This is a genomic window from Kitasatospora sp. NPDC091207, from assembly GCF_044768625.1.
In the GTDB taxonomy this organism is placed as follows: Bacteria; Actinomycetota; Actinomycetes; order Streptomycetales; family Streptomycetaceae; genus Kitasatospora.
Genome location: NZ_JBIVVS010000051.1, coordinates 1 through 18,737 on the forward strand (window position 1 = coordinate 1; position 18,737 = coordinate 18,737).

The following is an 18,737-nucleotide window of genomic DNA, read 5'->3' on the forward strand; positions in this document are numbered from 1 at the left end:
ACCGTCACCGACCACAACCGCGCCCGCACACCCGCCACACCCAACGCCCGCACCAACGCCAACGTCCCGACCACACCCACCGACACCGACGAACCCGCGCCAAACGGCCCCCCGCCAAACGACCCCTCGGCCACACCCAGCAGCGACACCACCCCGGCGAACCCACCACCCGACGCCAACCCCGCGATCCGAACGGCGATTTCATCACGGTCAAACCCGTCGAGAAGGAGCGTCACCACCTCGGCACCACCGGCCACCAGCGCCACCTCGACACCCGCCACCAGCGACTCCGAAGCCGGCACCCCCGAAGCCGACACCACCAACCACCGACCCGACAACCGCCCGTCCACCACACCGGCCAACGGCTTCCACGTCACCCGGTAACGCCACCCGTCCACCACCGAATCCACCCGACGACGCTGCCGCCACGACGACAACACCGGCAGAACCGCGCCCAACCCCTCCGGCGCCTCCGCGATCTCCAACGCCTCGGCCAGCCCACCCAAGTCCTGGTTCTCCACCGCCTTCCAGAACCGGGCCTCGTCCGGATCGACCACCACGCTCGCGAGATCGATCGACTCCGGCCAGTACCGCTGGTGCTGGAACGCATAGGTCGGCAGCGGGACCCGACGCCCCGTGGGCAGCAGCGCGGACCAGTCGAGTTCGGCACCCGCCGCCCACACCTCGGCCAGTGCCCGCAGTGCCGTGTCCGCCTCGTCCCGGTCGCGCCGCATCAGCGGTGCGAACACCGCCTCCGCGACCGACTGCCCGGCCAGACCGCACAGCACCGCGTCGGGCCCGAGTTCGACGAACCGGGTCACGCCGTGGCCGTCCAGCGCCTCGACACCGTCGGCGAACCGGACCGCCTCACGGACCTGACGCACCCAGTACTCCGGCGACGACAGCAGACCCGGCTCGGCCACCGCCCCGGTCAGGTTGGAGACGACCGGGATGCGCGGCTCGGCGAAGGTCAACTCTGCTAGGACGTCGGCGAATTCGGCCAGCATCGGCTCCATCAACGCCGAATGGAAGGCGTGCGACACCGTCAGCCGGTGGATCTTACGCCCCTGCGCGGCCCAGCCGGCCGCGAACTCCTCCACCACCTCCGCCGGACCCGACACCACCACCGCAGTCGGGCCGTTGACCGCCGCGACATCCAGCCGGCCGCCGAGCTCCGCCCGCACCTCGGCCTCGGACGCCTGCACCGCCAGCATCGCACCACCGGCCGGCAACGCCTGCATCAACCGACCCCGCGCCGCCACCAACACACACGCGTCCGCCAGCGAGAACACCCCCGCGACATGCGCCGCCGCCACCTCACCGATCGAATGCCCCAACAGGAAGTCCGGCGTCACACCCCAGGATTCAAGCAACCGGAACGACGCCACCTCCAGCGCGAACAACCCCGCCTGCGCCCACACCGTCCGGTCCAGATCATCGGCGCCCTCGAACACCACCTCGCGAACCGGCCGATCCAACAGCAGGTCGAACTCCGCACACACCGCGTCGAACGCCCCCGCGAACACCGGGAACGCCGCATAAAGCCCGCGCCCCATCCCGACCCGCTGCGCACCCTGCCCCGTGAACAGGAACGCCGAACGCCCCTCCACCGCGACACCCGACACCACACCGCCCGACGGCCGCCCCGCCGCCAACGCGGCCAGCCCGTCCAGCAGCGCCTCCCGGTCGGACCCCAGCACCACCGCGCGACGGGCCAGTCCGGCCCGCCCGGTCGCCAGCGACCACGCCACGTCCGCCGGACGCTCGTCGGCGCCCAACGCCCCGGCCAGCCGCGCCGCCTGGGCCTTCAGCGCCCCGTCGCTCTGCGCCGACACCACCCACGGCAGCAGGCCCAGGCCACTCCCCGACTCGGACGCCGCGACCGGCGCCTCGGGCGCGGCCGGCGCCTCCTCGATCACCACATGCGCGTTGGTGCCACTGATCCCGAACGCGGAGACGCCGATCCGCCGAGGACGATCCGCCTCCGGCCACGGCCGCGCCTCGGTCAACAGCTCCACGGCACCCGCCGACCAGTCGACCTGTGGCGTGGGCTGGTCGACGTGCAGCGTCGCCGGGAGCACCCCGTGGCGCATCGCCTGCACCGTCTTGATCACCCCGGCCACACCGGCAGCCGCCTGGGTGTGCCCGATGTTCGACTTCACCGACCCCAGCCACAACGGCCGGTCCTCGCCGCGCCCCTGGCCGTAGGTCGCCAACAGCGCCTGCGCCTCGATCGGGTCACCCAGCCGGGTCCCCGTCCCGTGCGCCTCCACCGCGTCCACCTCGCCCGCCGACAGACCGGCATTGGCCAGCGCCTGCCGGATCACCCGCTCCTGCGACGGACCGTTCGGCGCCGTCAGACCGTTCGACGCACCGTCCTGGTTCACCGCACTGCCCCGCACCACCGCCAGCACCTCGTGCCCGTTGCGGCGCGCGTCCGACAACCGCTCCAGCACCAGCACACCGACGCCCTCGCCCCACCCGGTGCCGTCCGCACCGGCCGCGAAGGCCTTGCAGCGCCCGTCCGAGGCCAGCCCGCCCTGCCGGTTGAACTCGCCGAACGCGCCGGCGTTCACCATCACGGCGACACCGCCGGCCAGCGCCATGCCGCACTCGCCGACGCGCAGCGCCTGCACGGCGAGGTGCATCGCCACCAGCGACGACGAGCACGCCGTGTCCACCGTGACGGCCGGGCCCTCCAGCCCGAACACGTACGAGACACGGCCCGAGATCACGCTGTTCGCCGTACCGGAGAGCAGGTGGCCCTCGACCCCGTCGAGCACCTGGCCGTGCCCGTACCCCGACGAGGACGCGCCCGCGAACACGCCGGTCCGGCTGCCCCGCATCGCGTGGGGGTCGATGCCGGCGGATTCGAAGGCCTCCCAGGCCGCCTCCAGCAGCAGCCGCTGCTGCGGGTCCATCGCCAGCGCCTCACGCGGCGAGATCCCGAACAGCCCGGCGTCGAACCCGGTCGCGTCGTGCACGAAGCCGCCCACGGCCGTGTCCACGCCGGGCATCCGGTCGGGCCAGCCGCGGTCGGTGGGGAACGCCGACAGCGCGTCCGCTCCGTCGGCGACCAGCCGCCACAGGTCCTCGGGTGAGCCCACGCCCCCGGGGAAGCGGCACCCCATGCCGACGATCGCGATCGGCTCGTCCAGGCCGGCCGGCGCGGCCACCAGGTCGGCAGCCCCGGCCGCGGCCGGGTCGCCGAGGTCCAGTTCGCGCTCCAGGTAGGCGACCAGCGCGGCCGGCGTCGGGTGGTCGAAGACCATGGTGGCCGGCAGCCGCAGACCGGTCTCCCGGTTGAGCCGGTTGCGCAGTTCCACGGCGGTGAGGGACTCGAAGCCCAGGTCCTTGAAGGTCCGCACCGCCTCGACGGTCCGCACGTCCGGGTGCTTGAGCACGGCGGCGACCTCGGTGCGGACCAGGTCCAGCAGGACCTGCCGCCGTTGGGCCCCGGGGAGCGGGGCGAGCCGGCGGGCGAGGTCCGGACGCTCCTCGCCGCCGGGTGACGCCGCCTCGGCCGTCCGGGCTTCGGGGAGGTCGGCCAGCAGCGGGCTGACCCGGGTGGCGGTGAAGGTGTCGACGAAGCGCGGCCAGTCGATGTCGGCCACGGTCAGGCAGTCCTCGCCCGCGTCGACGGCCTGGGCCAGCGCCTCGATCGCCAGGTCCGGGTCCATCGGCACCATGCCGCGCTCGCGCAGGTGGTCGCGGACGGCCTCGGTCGCCCCCATCCCCACGTCGCCCCAGGCGCCCCAGGAGACGGACGTCCCGGGCAGCCCCTGCGCGCGACGGCGCACCACGAGCGCGTCGAGGTAGGCGTTCGCGGCGGCGTAGGCCGCCTGGCCGCCGCTGCCCCAGATCCCGGCACCGGAGGCGAAGGTGACGAACATCCGCAGGTCGAGACCCCGGGTCAGCTCGTCGAGGTGCAGCGCGCCCGCGACCTTGCCGCCGAGCACCTCGGCCAGCTCCGCCGGTCCGGTCCGGTCCAGCAGCATGGCCTGGCCGACACCGGCCGCGTGCACCACGCCGACCAGCGGGAACTCGGCCGGGACCTGCGCCAGCACGCCCGCGAGCGACTCCCGGTCGGTCACGTCGCAGGCCGCCACGGTCACCCGGGTGCCCAGCGCGGTCAGCTCCGCGACGAGCCCGTCCACCCCGGGCGCCGCCGCGCCGCGCCGTCCGACCAGGGTCAGGTGGGGGACGCCGCGGCCCGCGAGCCAGCGGGCGACGACCCCGCCGAGCGCGCCGGTACCGCCGGTGACCAGGACGGAGCCGGGGAGTTCCAGCGTCGTCCCGGCCGGGCGCGGTGCGCGGGCGAGGCGGCGGGCGAACACCCCGGAGGCGCGGACGGCGAGCTGGTCCTCGTCCCCGGCGGCACCGCCGAGCAGCGCCACCAGCCGGTCGCCGGTCCGCGCGTCCACCGCGGCCGGAAGGTCGATCAGGCCGCCCCAGCGCCGCGGGTACTCCAGGGCCGCGACCCGGCCGAGGCCCCAGGTCAGCGCCTGGGCGGCGCTGCGCAGCGGGTCCGACCGGCCGATCGACACCGCGCCGCCGGTGAGCGCCCACAGCGGCGCGCCGCTGTCGGCGTCGCCGAGGGCCTGGAGAAGGGTCACCGTGGTGGCCGGGCCGGTCATGGCCGGCCCGGCCACCGACGGCGGCGCGTCCTCGGCGGTGGCCAGCAGCGAGACCACGCCGTCGACCGGGCCCGCCGCGAGCAGCAGCGCGGTGACCGCGGCCCGGTCGGCGCCGTCGGCCACCGTCAGCGGGACGACCTCCGCGCCGGCGGAGCGCAGCACCCCGGCCACCTCGGTGGCTCCGCCGCGCTCCGGGAGGGCGAGGAGCCATCGGCCGCGCAGCCGCGGGTGCGCGGGCAGGTCCGGTACCGGGGTCCAGCCGATCCGGTAGCGCCAGGAGTCGATCGTCGCGCCCCGGCGGCGGCCGCGGTGCCAGCCGGCCAGCGCGGGCAGTACCTCGGCCAGGACCCCGCGCGCCTCGTCGAGCCGCAGCGCGGTGGCCAGTTCGTCGGTGTCCTGGCGCTCCACCGCGTCCCAGAACCGGGTCTCGACGGGATCGGCGCCCCCGGCCGGCCGCGGGTCGGCGGGCAGCGGGTCCGGCCAGTAGCGCCGCCGCTGGAAGGCGTAGGTGGGCAGCTCGGTCCGCCGGCCGCCGCCGAAGGCCACCGACCAGTCCACGCCGACGCCCGCGGTCCACAGCTCGGCGGCGCCGGCGAGGAGTCGGCCCGGGCCGCCGTCCTCGCGGCGCAGCGTCCCGGTCACCGTCGCCGCGGTGCCCGCGTCGTCCGCGGTCTCCTGGACGCCGATGGTGAGCACCGGGTGCGGGCTGCTCTCGACGAACACCGAGCGGCCGTCGGCGAGCAGCGCGCGGGTCGCCGCCTCGAACCGCACCGGCGAGCGCAGGTTGTCGTACCAGTAGGCGGCGTCCATCCGCGCGGTGTCGATCGGCGCGCCCGTCACCGTCGAGTAGAAGGCGATGTCCGAGGAGCCCGGGGTGATCGGCGCGAGGTCGGCCAGGATCCGCTCGCGGAGCTGCTCGACCTGCGGCGAGTGCGACGCGTAGTCCACCGGGATCCGGCGGGCGCGCAGGCCGCGGCGCCCGCACTCGGCCAGCAGCTCCTCGACGGGCCCGGCCTCGCCCGAGACCACGGTGGAGCCGGGGCCGTTCTCCGCCGCCACGCAGAGGCCCTCGGCCCAGGGGGCGATCAGTTCGGCCACCGACGCCCGGCCGGCGGGGATCGCGACCATGCCACCGCGGCCGGCCAGCGCCGAGAGCGCCCGGCTGCGCAGCGCCACGATCCGGGCGCCGTCGTCGAGGGAGAGGCCGCCCGCGACGCAGGCCGCCGCGATCTCGCCCTGCGAGTGGCCGACGACCGCCACCGGGCGGACGCCGACGGACCGCCAGGCCTCGGCCAGCGACACCATGACCGCCCACAGCACCGGCTGGACGACGTCGACCCGGGTCAGGTCCGGGGCGCCGGGCGCGCCGCTCAGCACGTCCGCCGGCGACCAGTCCACGAACGGCGCCAGCGCCGCCTCGCACTCGTCCAGCCGCCGCCGGAACGCGGGTGAGGCGGCCCGGAGTTCGCGGGCCATCCCGGCCCACTGGCTGCCCTGGCCGGGGAAGACGAAGACCACCCCGGTAGCGCCGGTGGCGTCGCCGCGCACCAGGTTCGCGGCGGCCTCGCCGGCGGACAGCGCGTCCAGGCCGGTCAGCAGGTCCGCGCGCGCCGTGCCGAGCACCACCGCGCGGCAGGGCAGCGCGGCCCGGGTCAGCAGGGAGCGGGCGACGTCCGGGAGGGCCGGGGCACCGTCCGCGGTGGTCAGGAAGTCCCGCAGCCGGGCGGCCTGCCCGCGCAGCCCGTCCGGGGTCTTCGCCGCCAGCACCCACGGGAGCGGGCCCGCGGTGAGCGCGGGCCCGGTGCCCTCGGCCTCCGCCGCGGCGGGCTCGGCGGACCCAGCGGGCTCGGCGGGCTCGGCGGGCTCGGGCTCGGGCGCCTGCTCCAGGATGACGTGGGCGTTGGTGCCGCTCATCCCGAACGAGGACACCGCGGCGCGGCGGGGCCGGTCCGCGGTCGGCCAGGGCCTCGGCTCGGTCAGCAGCCGGACCGTGCCGGGCGACCAGTCGACCTGCGCGGACGGCCGGTCGGCGTGCAGCGTGGGCGGCAGGGTGCCGTCACGCATCGCCATGACCATCTTGATCACGCCGGCGACACCGGCGGCGGACTGGGTGTGGCCGATGTTCGACTTGATCGAGCCGAGCCACAGGGGGCGTCGCGTCGAACGGCCGCGCCCGTAGGTCGCCAGCAGGGCGCGGGCCTCGATCGGGTCGCCGAGCCGGGTGCCGGTGCCGTGGCCCTCCACGGCGTCCACGTCCTCGACGCTCAGCCGCGCGTTGGCCAGCGCCCGGCGGATCACCCGCTCCTGCGCCGGTCCGTTCGGCGCGGTGAGGCCGTTGGAGGCGCCGTCCTGGTTGACCGCGCTGCCGCGCACCACCGCGAGGACCTCGTGCCCGTTGCGCCGCGCGTCGCTGAGCCGCTCGACCAGCAGCAGGCCGATGCCCTCGGACCAGCCCGCGCCGTCCGCGTCGTCGGAGAACGCCTTGCACCGGCCGTCGGAGGAGAGTCCGCCCTGCCGGCCGAACTCGACGATCTGCATCGGGGTCGTCATCACCGTGACCCCGCCGACCAGCGCCAGGTCGCTGCCGCCCTCCCGCAGCGACTGGACCGCCAGGTGCAGCGCGACCAGCGAGGACGAGCACGCGGTGTCCACCGTGACCGCGGGGCCCTCCAGCCCGAACGTGTAGGACACCCGGCCCGACGCGATGCTGGACGCGGTGCCGGTCATCAGGTGCCCGGCCACGTCCTCCGGCAGATCCATCCCCGGGCCGTAACTGACCGAGGTGACCCCGACGAAGACGCCGGTGCTGGAGCCCCGCAGGGACAGCGGGTCGAGCCCGGCGTTCTCGAAGGCCTTCCAGGACGTCTCCAGCAGCAGCCGCTGCTGCGGGTCCATCGCCAGCGCCTCACGCGGCGAGATGCCGAACAGCTCCGCGTCGAACTCCCCGGCGTCCTCGACGAATCCACCCGCCCAGGACGGGTCGTCGGCCGAGGAGAGGTCCCAGCCGCGGTTCCCGGGCAGCGGGCCGATCGGGTCCTGCCCGGTGCTGACCAGCCGCCACAGGTCGGCCGGTGACCGCACCTCACCCGGGTACCGGCAGCTCATCCCGACGATGGCGATCGGCTCGTTGGCCGCGGACTCCATGTCACGGATACGCCGGCGGGTGTGTTGCAGTTCGGCGACCACCCGGGTCAGGTAGTCACGGAGCCGCTGCGCATCATCTGCCATCGAAAAAGCCGCCTTCCAAGATTGTCCCCGGCCACCACCCCGCACCTCGGCTCAAGAGAGGCCGAGGTCCCGGTCGATCACGTCGAAAAGCTCTTCGTTGCTGGCCCTGCTGAGCTGGTCCCGCAGGTCGTCGAAGGTGACCTCGTCGCCGCCCCCGCCCCGGTGCCGGGTGAGCAGCGCCTCCAGCCGCAGCACCACGCGGACCCGGTCGACGTCGTCCTCCGGCCGGGCCAGCAGCGCCTCTTCGAGCTGGTCCAGCTCCGGTGTGGAGGGCAGCGCCGCCGTCCGCCCGTCCGGGACCGCCTCCGCCAGCAGGTGGCCGGCCAGCGTCGTGGGCGTCGGGTGGTCGAACACCACGGTGGCGGGCAGGGACAGGCCGGTGGCCCGGCCGAGCCGGTCGCGCAGCTCCACGGCGGCCAGCGAGTCGAACCCGAAGTCCCGGAACGGCCGGTCGACGTCGATCGCGGCCGCGCCGCCGTGCCCGAGCACCGCCGCCGCGTGCGTGCGCACCAGGTCGAGCAGGACGGGCTCCCGGTCGGCGGCCGGCAGGGCGGTCAGCCGGTCGCGCAGGGCGGTGAGCCGGGCCTGGTACTCGCCCGCGGCGGGCGCGCCCGAGGCGAGCGACCGGGCCTCCGGGATCTCCTCGAAGAACCGGTTGGGCCGCAGGGCGGTGAAGGCCGGCACGAACCGCTCCCACGCGATGTCGGCGACGGTGACCGCGCCGGTGTCCTGGTCCATCGCCTGCTGCAGCGCGTGCATCGCCCGGTCCGGTGCCAGCAGCGCGATGCCGCGCCGCCGCATCGGCTCCTGGATCGCCCGGTCGACCATGCCGCCGCCGTCCCACGGCCCCCAGGCGACCGCCAGCGCGCGCACGCCCTCCGCGTCGCGGCGCTGCGCCAGGGCGTCGAGGTAGGCGTTGGCGGCCGCGTAGCAGGCCTGGTCGCCGACGCCCCAGACGCCCGCGATGGAGGAGAAGTACACCACCGCGTCCAGGCGGCGCTGGTCGAGCAGTTCGTCCAGGTGCCGGGCGCCCGCGACCTTGCCGGCGGCCGTCCGGTCGAGTTCGTCGAGGGTGGTCTCGGCCAGCGGCGCCGAGGCACTGACCCCCGAGGCGTGCACCACGGCGCGCAACCGCGGCTCCGCGGCGTCGAGTTCACCGACCAGCCGGGCGACGTCCGCGCGGTCGGACAGGTCGCGGGCGGCCACCGTGACCCGGGCGCCGAGCGCCTCCAGTTCGGCCTCCAGCTCCGCCAGCCCGGGTGCCGTGCGGCCGCCCCGGCTCACCAGCACCAGGTGCTCGGCGCCGCCGGCGGCGAGCCGGCGGGCGACCTGCCCGCCGAGCGCACCCGTGCCGCCGGTCACCAGGACGGTGCCGCGCGGCTGCCACGCCGGGGCCTCCGGGTCGCCCGCCGCCGCCCGTCGGAGCCGGCGGACGAAGACGCCCTCCGGACGGACGGCGAGCTGGTCCTCACCGTCGGCGGCGCCCAGCAGGCCGACCAGGGCGTCGGTCACCTCGTCGTCGACCTCGGCGGGGAGGTCGACGAGGCCGCCCCACAGCTGCGGGTGCTCCAGGGCGGCCACCCGGCCCAGACCCCAGACCGGCGCCTGGTCGGGGTCGGCCAGGAGCTCGTGCTCCGAGGTCGACACCGCGCCCCGCGTCACGCACCACAGGGGGGCGGCCAGGTCCGCGTCGAGCACGGCCTGGACGAGCAGCAGGGTGCCGGCCGTCCCGCCGGGCAGGGCCGGCACGGCCGGGTGCGGCTCCCGCTCCAGCGCCAGCAGGGAGAGCACCCCGGCGGGCGGGCGGGCGGCCGCCGCGGCCTGCCGCAGCCGGGCGGCCAGGTCCGCGCGGTCCGTGGCGGCGGCGTCGACCGGCACCGTCACCACCGCGGCGCCGTGCCGGGTCAGGGCGTCCCGGCAGGCGCGGACGAGGTCGTCGTCGGCCATCGTGGCGGGCACCGCCAGCAGCCAGTCGCCCGTGACGGCGGGGGCGGGCGTGTCCGGGAGCGGCTCCCACCCCACGTGGTAGCGCCAGCGGGCGACCTCGGCCTCCGTCCGGCCCCGCCGGTGCCACGCGGACAGCAGGGGCAGCGCCGTCCTCAGCGAGGCGCGGACCTCGGGGTCGGTCACGTCGAGCCGGTCGGCGAGCGCGTCGGCGTCCTCGCCGGCGAGCGCCTCCCAGACGTCCGGACCGGCGGGCCCACCGGCCGGCGCCACCACCGGGTACAGCCAGAACGACTCGTGCTGGAACGGGTAGACCGGCAGCTCCACCGGTCGGCCGTGGCCGTCGAAGAGCACCTGCCAGTCGACCGTGCTCCCCCGGGTCCACAGGTCGGCCAGCGCGGTGACGAACACCCCGGTGTCGTGCCAGCTGCTGCGCAGCGCCGTCGTGGTGAGCGCCGAGTCGGGCAGGCTCGCCCGGGCCATCGCGGTGAGCACCCCGTCGGGGCCGAGTTCCACGAACCGGCTCACCCCCCGGGCCCGGAGGCACTCGACGCCGTCGGCGAACCGGACCGTCTCCCGGACCTGCCGGACCCAGTAGTCGGGCGTGCCCATCAGGGCGCCTTCGACCGCCCCGGTCAGGGTGGAGACGATCGGGATGCGGGGCGTCCCGAACGTCAGCGTCGCCAGCACCGCCCCGAACTCGGCCAGCATCGGCTCCATCAGGGCCGAGTGGAACGCGTGCGACACCGTCAGCCGGCTGGTCTTGCGGCCCTCGGCCGTCCACCGGGCCGCCAGCTCGTCGATGGTGTCCGCCGCGCCCGACACCACCGCCGACCCGGGGCTGTTGACCGCGGCCAGGTCGGCACGCCCGGCGACGCCCTCGACCGCCGCGAGCGCCTCGACCACCTCGGCCTCGGAGGCCCGCACCGCGAGCATCGCCCCGCCGGCCGGCAGCGCCTGCATCAGCCGGCCGCGCGCCGCCACCAGCGCGCAGGCGTCCGCCAGCGACAGGACGTCCGCGCAGTGCGCCGCCGCCACCTCGCCGATCGAATGGCCCAGCAGGAAGTCCGGCACCACGCCGAAGGACTCGAACAGCCGGAACAGCGCGACCTCCAGGGCGAACAGCCCCGCCTGGGCCCACACCGTCCGGTGCAGGTCCTGGCCGCCGCCGAACACCACGTCCTTGACCGAGCGTTCCAGCCGCGGGTCCAGCTCGGCGCAGACCGCGTCGAAGGCCCGGGCGAACACCGGGAACGCCTCGTACAGACCGGCGCCCATCCCGGCCCGCTGCGCCCCCTGGCCGGTGAACAGGAACGCCGAACGCCCCTCGCCGGCCACCCCCGTCACCACGGCCCGGTCGGGCAGGTCGCCCGCCAGCGCGGCGAGCCCGTCGGCGAGCCGGTCCCGGTCGGCGCCGAGCACGACGGCCCGCCGCTCCAACGGCGCGCGGGACAGCAGCGACCGGCCGACGTCCAGCGGCTCGGGCGAGGTGTCCGCGACGAACGCGTGCAGCCGGCCGGCCTGGGCGCGCAGGGCCTCGGTGGTCCGGGCCGCCAGCAGCCACGGCACGACGCCGGGCACCGGGTGCTCCGAGGCCTCCCCCGGCTCCGCCGCCGGGGCCTGCTCCAGGACGACGTGGGCGTTGGTCCCGCTGATGCCGAAGGACGACACGCCGGCCCGGCGGGGCCGGTCGGACTCCGGCCACGGCTCGGCCTCGGTCAGCAGCCGCACCGCTCCGGCGGACCAGTCGACCTGCGGGGTCCGCTCCGCCGCGTGCAGGGTGCGCGGCATCGTGCCGTGCCGCATCGCCTGCACCATCTTGATCACCCCGGCGACGCCCGCCGCCGCCTGGGTGTGCCCGATGTTGGACTTGACCGACCCCAGCCGCAGCGGCCGGTCCTGCGGCCGGTCCCGGCCGTACGTCGCCAGCAGGGCCTGGATCTCGATCGGGTCGCCCAGCCTGGTCCCGGTCCCGTGCCCCTCCACGACGTCCACGTCCAGCGTGGTCAGCCGCGCGGCGGCCAACGCGTCCTCGATCACCCGCTGTTGCGACGGGCCGTTCGGCGCGGTCAGGCCGCTGGACGCGCCGTCCTGGTTCACCGCGCTGCCCCGCACCACCGCCAGGATCCGGTGCCCCAGCCGCTGCGCGTCCGAGAGCCGCTCCAGCAGGAGCATCCCGACGCCCTCGGCCCAGCCGGTGCCGTCGGCGCCGGCGCCGTAGGACTTGCACCGGCCGTCCGAGGAGAGGCCGCCCTGCCGGGCGAAGCCCGTGAAGGTGTCCGGGGACGCCATCACGGTCGCGCCGCCCGCGAAGGCCATCGTCGTCTCGCCGGAGCGCAGCGACTGGCAGGCCAGGTGCAGGGCCACCAACGACGAGGAGCAGGCGGTGTCCACCGTGACGGCGGGGCCTTCGAGCCCGAGCGTGTAGGAGATCCGCCCGGAGGCGACGCTGCTCATGTTGCCGGTGCCGAGGTAGGCGTCCACCCCCTCGGGCACGCTGATCAGGCGGGCGGCGTAGTCCCGGTACATCAGGCCGGCGAAGACCCCGGTACGGCTGCCGCGCAGCGCGTGCGGGTCGACGCCGCCGCGTTCGCACGCCTCCCAGCAGGCCTCCAGCAGCAGCCGGTGCTGCGGGTCCATCGCGGTCGCCTCGCGCGGCGAGATGCCGAACAGCGTCGGGTCGAAGCCGTCCGCGTCGTGCAGGAAGCCGCCGCTGCGGGCGAACCCGGCGTCCTCGTCGATGACCCAGCCGCGGTCCTCGGGGAAGGCCGAGACGGCGTCGACGCCCTCGGACACCAGCCGCCACAGCGCGTCCGGGCCGTCCACGCCACCGGGCAGCCGGCAGGCCATGCCGACGATCGCGATCGGCTGACGGTCCACCGACTCGGCGGCGTGCAGCCGCTGCCGGGTCTGGTGCAGCTCGGCCGTGACGCGCTTGAGGTAGTCGCGCAGCTTCTGCTCGTCCGCCATGTCAGGCCTCACAGGGTGTCGGGTCGAAGTTCGGCAGCAGGGTCACGAGGCGCCCAGTTCCTTGTCGATGAAGTCGAAGATCTCGTCGTCGGTCGCGCTGTCGAGCCCGGCCACGACCGACGGCTCCTCCGCCGCGGCCGCGTCGTCCTCGTAGCGGGCCAGCAGCGCCTGGAGCCGCCGGACGACGGTGATCCGTTCCGCCTCGCCCACGGCCGCCAGATCGGTGTCGATCCGGTCCACCCGTTCGGTGAGCGAGTCGGCCGCGCCGCCCGGCGCGACGATCCGGCCGGTCAGGTACTCGGCGACCCGGCCGGCCGACGGCTGGTCGAACACCAGCGTCGCCGGCAGGCGCAGCCCGGTGCGGGCGGCGAGGCGGTTGCGCAGTTCGACCGCGGTCAGCGAGTCGAACCCGAGGTCGACGAAGCCCCGGTCGGGCGCGACGGCCTCCGCCGTGGCGTGGCCCAGGACCTGCGCGACATCCGCCCGGACCACGTCCAGGACGATCCGGGCCTGCTCGGCCGGCGAGCGGCCGGCGAGCTGCCGCGGCAGCGACGGGCCGTCGGACGCGGCGCCCGCGCGACGCGGGCCGCCCGGCAGCAGGCCCCGCAGGAGGGCCGGTACGGCGATGCCCGCCGCGCCGGGCCGGGCCGGCAGGTCGAGGCGCACCGGCACCAGGTGGGCGTACTCCGTGGCCAGGGCCGCGTCGAAGAGCGCCAGACCCTGCTCGGCCGTCAGGGCGTCGCCGAGCCGGGCCGCCCGGTCGCCGAGGTGCCCGGTCATCGCGCCGGCCTCCTCCCAGACGCCCCAGGCCAGCGAGAGGCCCGGCAGCCCGAGGGCCCGGCGCCGCGCCGCCAGCGCGTCCAGGAAGGTGTTGGCCGCCGCGTAGTTGGCCTGTCCCGGCGATCCGAAGGTGCCGGCCGCCGAGGAGAACAGGACGAACAGCCGCAGGTCCGCCCCCTCGGTCAGCTCGTGCAGGTGCTGCGCCGCGTCGACCTTGGGGCGGAACACCGTCGCGATCCGCTCCGGCGTCAGCGACTCGACGACGCCGTCGTCCAGCACACCGGCCGTGTGCACCACGCCGCACAGCGGGCGCCCCGCCGGGATCGCCGCGAGCACCCGCGCCAGTGCGGCGCGGTCGGCCGCGTCGCAGGCCACCAGTTCGGCCTCCGCGCCGAGGGCCGCCAGCTCCGCCACCAGCTCGGCCGCGCCGGGGCCGTCCGGACCGCGCCGGCTCAGCAGCGTCAGGTGCCGGACGCCGTGGGCCTCGGCCAGGTGCCGGGCCACCAGCCGGCCCAGCGCGCCGGTGCCGCCGGTGACCAGGACCGTGCCGGTGAGCTCGGGCGACGGCCCGGTGCCGGCCCGGGCCCGGGCCAGCCGGGGTACCAGCACCTGCCCGTCGCGTACCGCCAACTGCGGCTCGGTGCCGGTCACGTGAGGCTGCCACGCGTCGGTCCCGGCGTCCGTGTCCACCAGCACGAAGCGGTCCGGGTGCTCGGACTGGGCCGACCGCAGCAGGCCCCAGACCGCCGCTCCCGGCAGGTCGCGCACCGCGCCGGCCGGGTCGACCGCGCCGGAGGTCAGCACCACCAGCCTGGCGGACTCGAACCGCTCGTCGGCGAGCCAGCCCTGGACGGCCTCCAGCGCCTCGGTGGCCGCCCGGAGCGCGTCGTCCGCCGCCGGCCGCAGGACCACCACCGGGGGCACCTGCGCCCGGTCGGACAGCTCCGCCCACGAGCCGACCCGATCACCCGGCACACCGGTCCCGGCCTCGCCGACCACGACCCAGGAGGAGGTGTCGACCGGGGGCAGCGCGGGCACGGGCGCCCACGCGACCGTGAACAGCCAGTCGCGCTCGGGCCGGTGACCGGTCGCGGGCAGCTGGTCGGCGGCGGTCTCGCGGAGCACCAGGGACTCGACCGACGCGACGGGAGCGCCGAGCCCGTCGGCGGTCCGGATCAGGACGCCGTCCCCGGTCGGGGTCACCGCGACGCGCAGCATCGCGGCGCCGGTGGCGTGCAGGCGCACGCCGGTCCAGGCGAACGGCACCCTGGGCGCCGGACCGCCGGCCCCGGCGAGGCCTATGACGTGCAGCGCCGCGTCCAGCAGGGCCGGGTGCAGACCGAATCCCGGCGCGGCCGCCGCCTGCTCCTCGGGCAGCGCCACCTCGGCGTAGACGGTCGCCCCCTCCCGCCAGGCCGCCCGGACGCCCCGGAAGGCCGGCCCGTAGCCGTACCCGCCCTCGGCGAGGGCCTCGTAGAAGCCCTCCAGGTCCACCGGCTCGGCGCCCGGCGGCGGCCAGGCCGCCAGGTCGTAGTCCTCCGCCCCGGCCTCGGCGCCCAGGACGCCGGTGACGTGACGCACCCACGGCGCCCCGTCCTCGTCCCGCCGCGCGTGGATCTCCACCCGGCGGTCGCCGTCCTCGCCCGGCGCGGAGACCCGCACCTGGAGCTGCACCCCGCCGGCCGGCGGCAGCGGGAGCGCGGTCTGCACGATCAGCTCCCGCAGGGTCCGGCACCCGACCTGCTCCCCGGCCCGCAGCGCCATCTCCACGAAGGCCGTCCCGGGCACCAGCACCCGGTCGAGGATCGCGTGGTCCGCCAGCCACGGCTGCGCGGCCGCGGCCAGCCGGCCCGTGAACAGCACCTCGTCGTCACCGGCCAGCGCGACCGTCGCGCCCAGCAGCGGGTGGTCCGCCGCGGCCTGGCCGAGGCCGCCCACGTCACCCACGCCCGTGCCGGGCTCCAGCCAGAACCTGGTCCGCTGGAAGGCGTACGCCGGCAGCGGCACCCGCCGGCCGGCCGGCCGGACCGCCGGCCAGTCGACGTCGACGCCGGCCGCCCACAGCCGGCCGAGCGCGCGCAGCGCCGTCCCGGCCTCGTCGTGGTCGCGGCGCAGCAGCGGTGCGCAGACGGCGTCCGCGGCGGACTGCTGCGCCATCGCGCACAGCACGCCGTCCGGCCCCAGTTCCAGGTAGCGGGTCACGCCCCGGTCCGCCAGGTGCGCGATGCCGTCGGCGAACCGGACGGTGCCCCGGACGTGGCGGGCCCAGTACTCCGGTGTGCGGATCGTCTCCGGGTCCACGACCTCGCCGGTCAGGTTGGACACGACGGGGATGCGCGGCGGCTCGAAGGTCAGGGTCCGCAGGACGGCCGTGAACTCCGCCAGCATCGGCTCCATCAGGGCCGAGTGGAAGGCGTGCGAGACGGTCAGCCGGGTCGTCCGGCGGCCCTCGGCCGTCCAGCGGGCGGCGAGTGCGTCGATGACGTCCTCGGCACCCGACACCACCACCGAACCCGGTCCGTTGACCGCGGCGACGTCCGCCGGCCCGGCGACCGACCCGACCGCCCCGACCACCTCGGCCTCGGAGGCCTGCACGGCCAGCATCGCGCCGCCCGGCGGCAGCGCCTGCATCAGCCGGCCGCGCGCCGCCACCAGGGCGCAGGCGTCCGGCAGGGACAGCACCCCGGCCACGTGGGCGGCCACGATCTCGCCGATCGAGTGCCCCAGCAGGAAGTCCGGGGTCAGGCCGCAGGACTCCGCCCAGCGGAACAGCGCGACCTCGACCGCGAACAGCCCGGCCTGGGCCCACATCGTCCGGTCCAGGTCGACGCCCTCGAACACGACGTCCTTGACCGGACGGTCCACCCACCGGTCCAGCTCCGCGCAGACGGCGTCGAAGGCCTCGGCGAACACCGGGAAGGACGCGTAGAGTTCCCGGCCCATCCCGGCCCGCTGCGAGCCCTGGCCGGTGAACAGGAAGGCGAGACGGCCCGGGCCGGTGAGGGCGCCGTCCGCCTCCTCGGCGGCGAGCCGGTCGAGCTGCCGGAGCAGGTCGTCGCCGTCCCGTCCGACGGCGACCGCGCGGTGTTCCAGTCCGGCGCGGGTGGTGGCCAGCGACCAGGCGACGTCGGCCGGTTCCGGCGCGGGCGCCGCCGCGAGGTGGGCCCGCAGGGTGCGCGCCTGCGCGCGCAGCGCGGCCGGGGTCTTGCCGGAGACGGGCCACGCCACCACGGCGTCACCCGCCGTGGCCGGCTCCACCGGGCGCGGGGCGGGCGCCGGGGCGGCCTCCAGGATCACATGGGCGTTGGTGCCGCTGATCCCGAAGGAGGACACCCCCGCCCGGCGCGGCCGGTCGGCCTCCGGCCAGGGCCGCGCCTCGGTCAGCAGCTCCACCGCACCGGCCGACCAGTCCACGTGGTGGGTCGGCTCGTCCACGTGCAGGGTGCGCGGCATCAGGCCGTGGCGCATCGCCTGCACCATCTTGATCACCCCGGCGACGCCCGCGGCGGCCTGGGTGTGGCCGATGTTCGACTTGATCGACCCGAGCCACAACGGCCGGTCCGCCGGCCGGTCCTGACCGTAGGTGGCCAGCAGCGCCTGCGCCTCGATCGGGTCGCCGAGGCTGGTGCCGGTGCCGTGCGCCTCGACCACGTCCACCTCCGACGCGAGGAGCCGGGAGTCGGCCAGCGCCTGCCGGATGACGCGCTGCTGGGACGGCCCGTTGGGGGCGGTGAGGCCGTTGGAGGCGCCGTCCTGGTTGACCGCGCTGCCCCGCAGCACCGCGTGGATCTCGCGGCCGTGCCGCAGCGCGTCCGACAGCCGCTCCAGCACCAGGACGCCGACGCCCTCCGACCAGGTGGTGCCGTCCGCCGCCGAGGCGAAGGGCTTGCACCGGCCGTCCGAGGCCAGCCCGCCCTGCCGGGCGAACTCGGCGAAGATGTTCGGACCGGCCAGCACCGCCACACCGCCGGCCAGCGCCAACTCGCACTCGCCGCGCCGCAGTGCCTGCGCGGCCAGGTGCATCGCCACCAGCGACGAGGAGCAGGCGGTGTCGACGGTGACCGCCGGCCCCTCCAGACCGAAGGCGTACGCCACCCGGCCGGACACCACGCTCATCGACGTACCGGTCAGCAGGTAGCCCTCCGCGCCGGGCGGCAGCTGGGCGCCCACGCCGTAGGTGGACGCGTAGGCCCCGACGTACACACCGGTCGGCGTGCCGCGCAGGTCCGGGGCCGCCAGGCCGGCCGCTTCGAAGGCCTCCCAGGACGCCTCCAGCAGGACCCGCTGCTGCGGGTCCATCACCAGCGCCTCGCGCGGCGAGATCCCGAACAGCTCGGCGTCGAAGCCCGCGACGTCCGCCAGGAAGCCGCCGCGCGGCGCGTACGAGGGGTCCGCGACCGGCCAGCCGCGGTCGGCCGGGAAGGCCGTCACACCGTCGTGGCCCTCGGCCAGCAGCCGCCACAGCTGCTCGGGGTCGTTCGCGCCGCCGGGGTAGCGGCAGCTCATCCCGACGATCGCGATCGGCTCGTCGAGGTCCGTGGCGGCCACGACCCCGGTCGCCGCGGGTACGGCGCCGCCCCGGTCCGACAGCGCCTCGGCAAGGTGGTCGGCCAGTCCCTCCGGGGTCGGGTAGTCGAAGACCAGGGTCGCGGGCAGCCGCAGCCCGGTCGCGGAGTTCAGCGCGTTGCGCAGCTCCACCGCGGTCAGCGAGTCCAGCCCGAGGTCCTTGAACGCCTGCTTGGCACCGACCGCCTCCGCACCGGCATGGCCGAGCACGGTCGCGACGTGCGCCCGTACCAGGCCGAGCAGCCGCGCCCTGCGCTCCTCGGCGTCCAGTGCCCGCAGCTGGGCCGGCACCACGGCCCGGCCGCCGGCGCCACGCTCGGCGGCGCGGCCGATCGGGGCCCGCACCAGCGCGCGGAACAGCGGCGGGATCCCGCCCGTCCGACGGGCCCGGAGATCGAGCGTCACCGGCAGCAGGTGGGGGACGGGCAGGGTGATCGCCCGGTCGAACAACGCCAGCGCCCGCTCGGTCGGCAACCCCGCACCCGCCCGCGCCGCCGCCAGATGACCCGTCAACGCACTCGCCTGCTCCCACAGACCCCACGCCAACGACTGACCCACCAACCCCGACGCCACCCGACGCGCCATCAACGCGTCCAGGAACGCGTTCGCCGC

Annotated in this window: 3 protein-coding genes; all 3 read right to left on the reverse strand. The window is 76.4% G+C overall.

The annotated features are described in order from the left end of the window. On the reverse strand, window positions 1-7,865 hold a 7,865-nt coding region (locus tag ACIQTO_RS37595), incomplete at its 3' end, for a type I polyketide synthase (RefSeq protein WP_402398092.1). Between the two features lie 51 nt (window positions 7,866-7,916). Further along, window positions 7,917-12,791 (reverse strand): type I polyketide synthase, encoded by a 4,875-nt coding sequence (locus ACIQTO_RS37600; protein WP_402398094.1) that lies wholly within the window; start codon window positions 12,789-12,791, stop codon window positions 7,917-7,919. A 30-nt stretch (window positions 12,792-12,821) separates the two neighbouring features. Continuing rightward, window positions 12,822-18,737: SDR family NAD(P)-dependent oxidoreductase (locus tag ACIQTO_RS37605; protein ID WP_402398096.1), on the reverse strand; the 5,916-nt coding region annotated here is incomplete at its 5' end.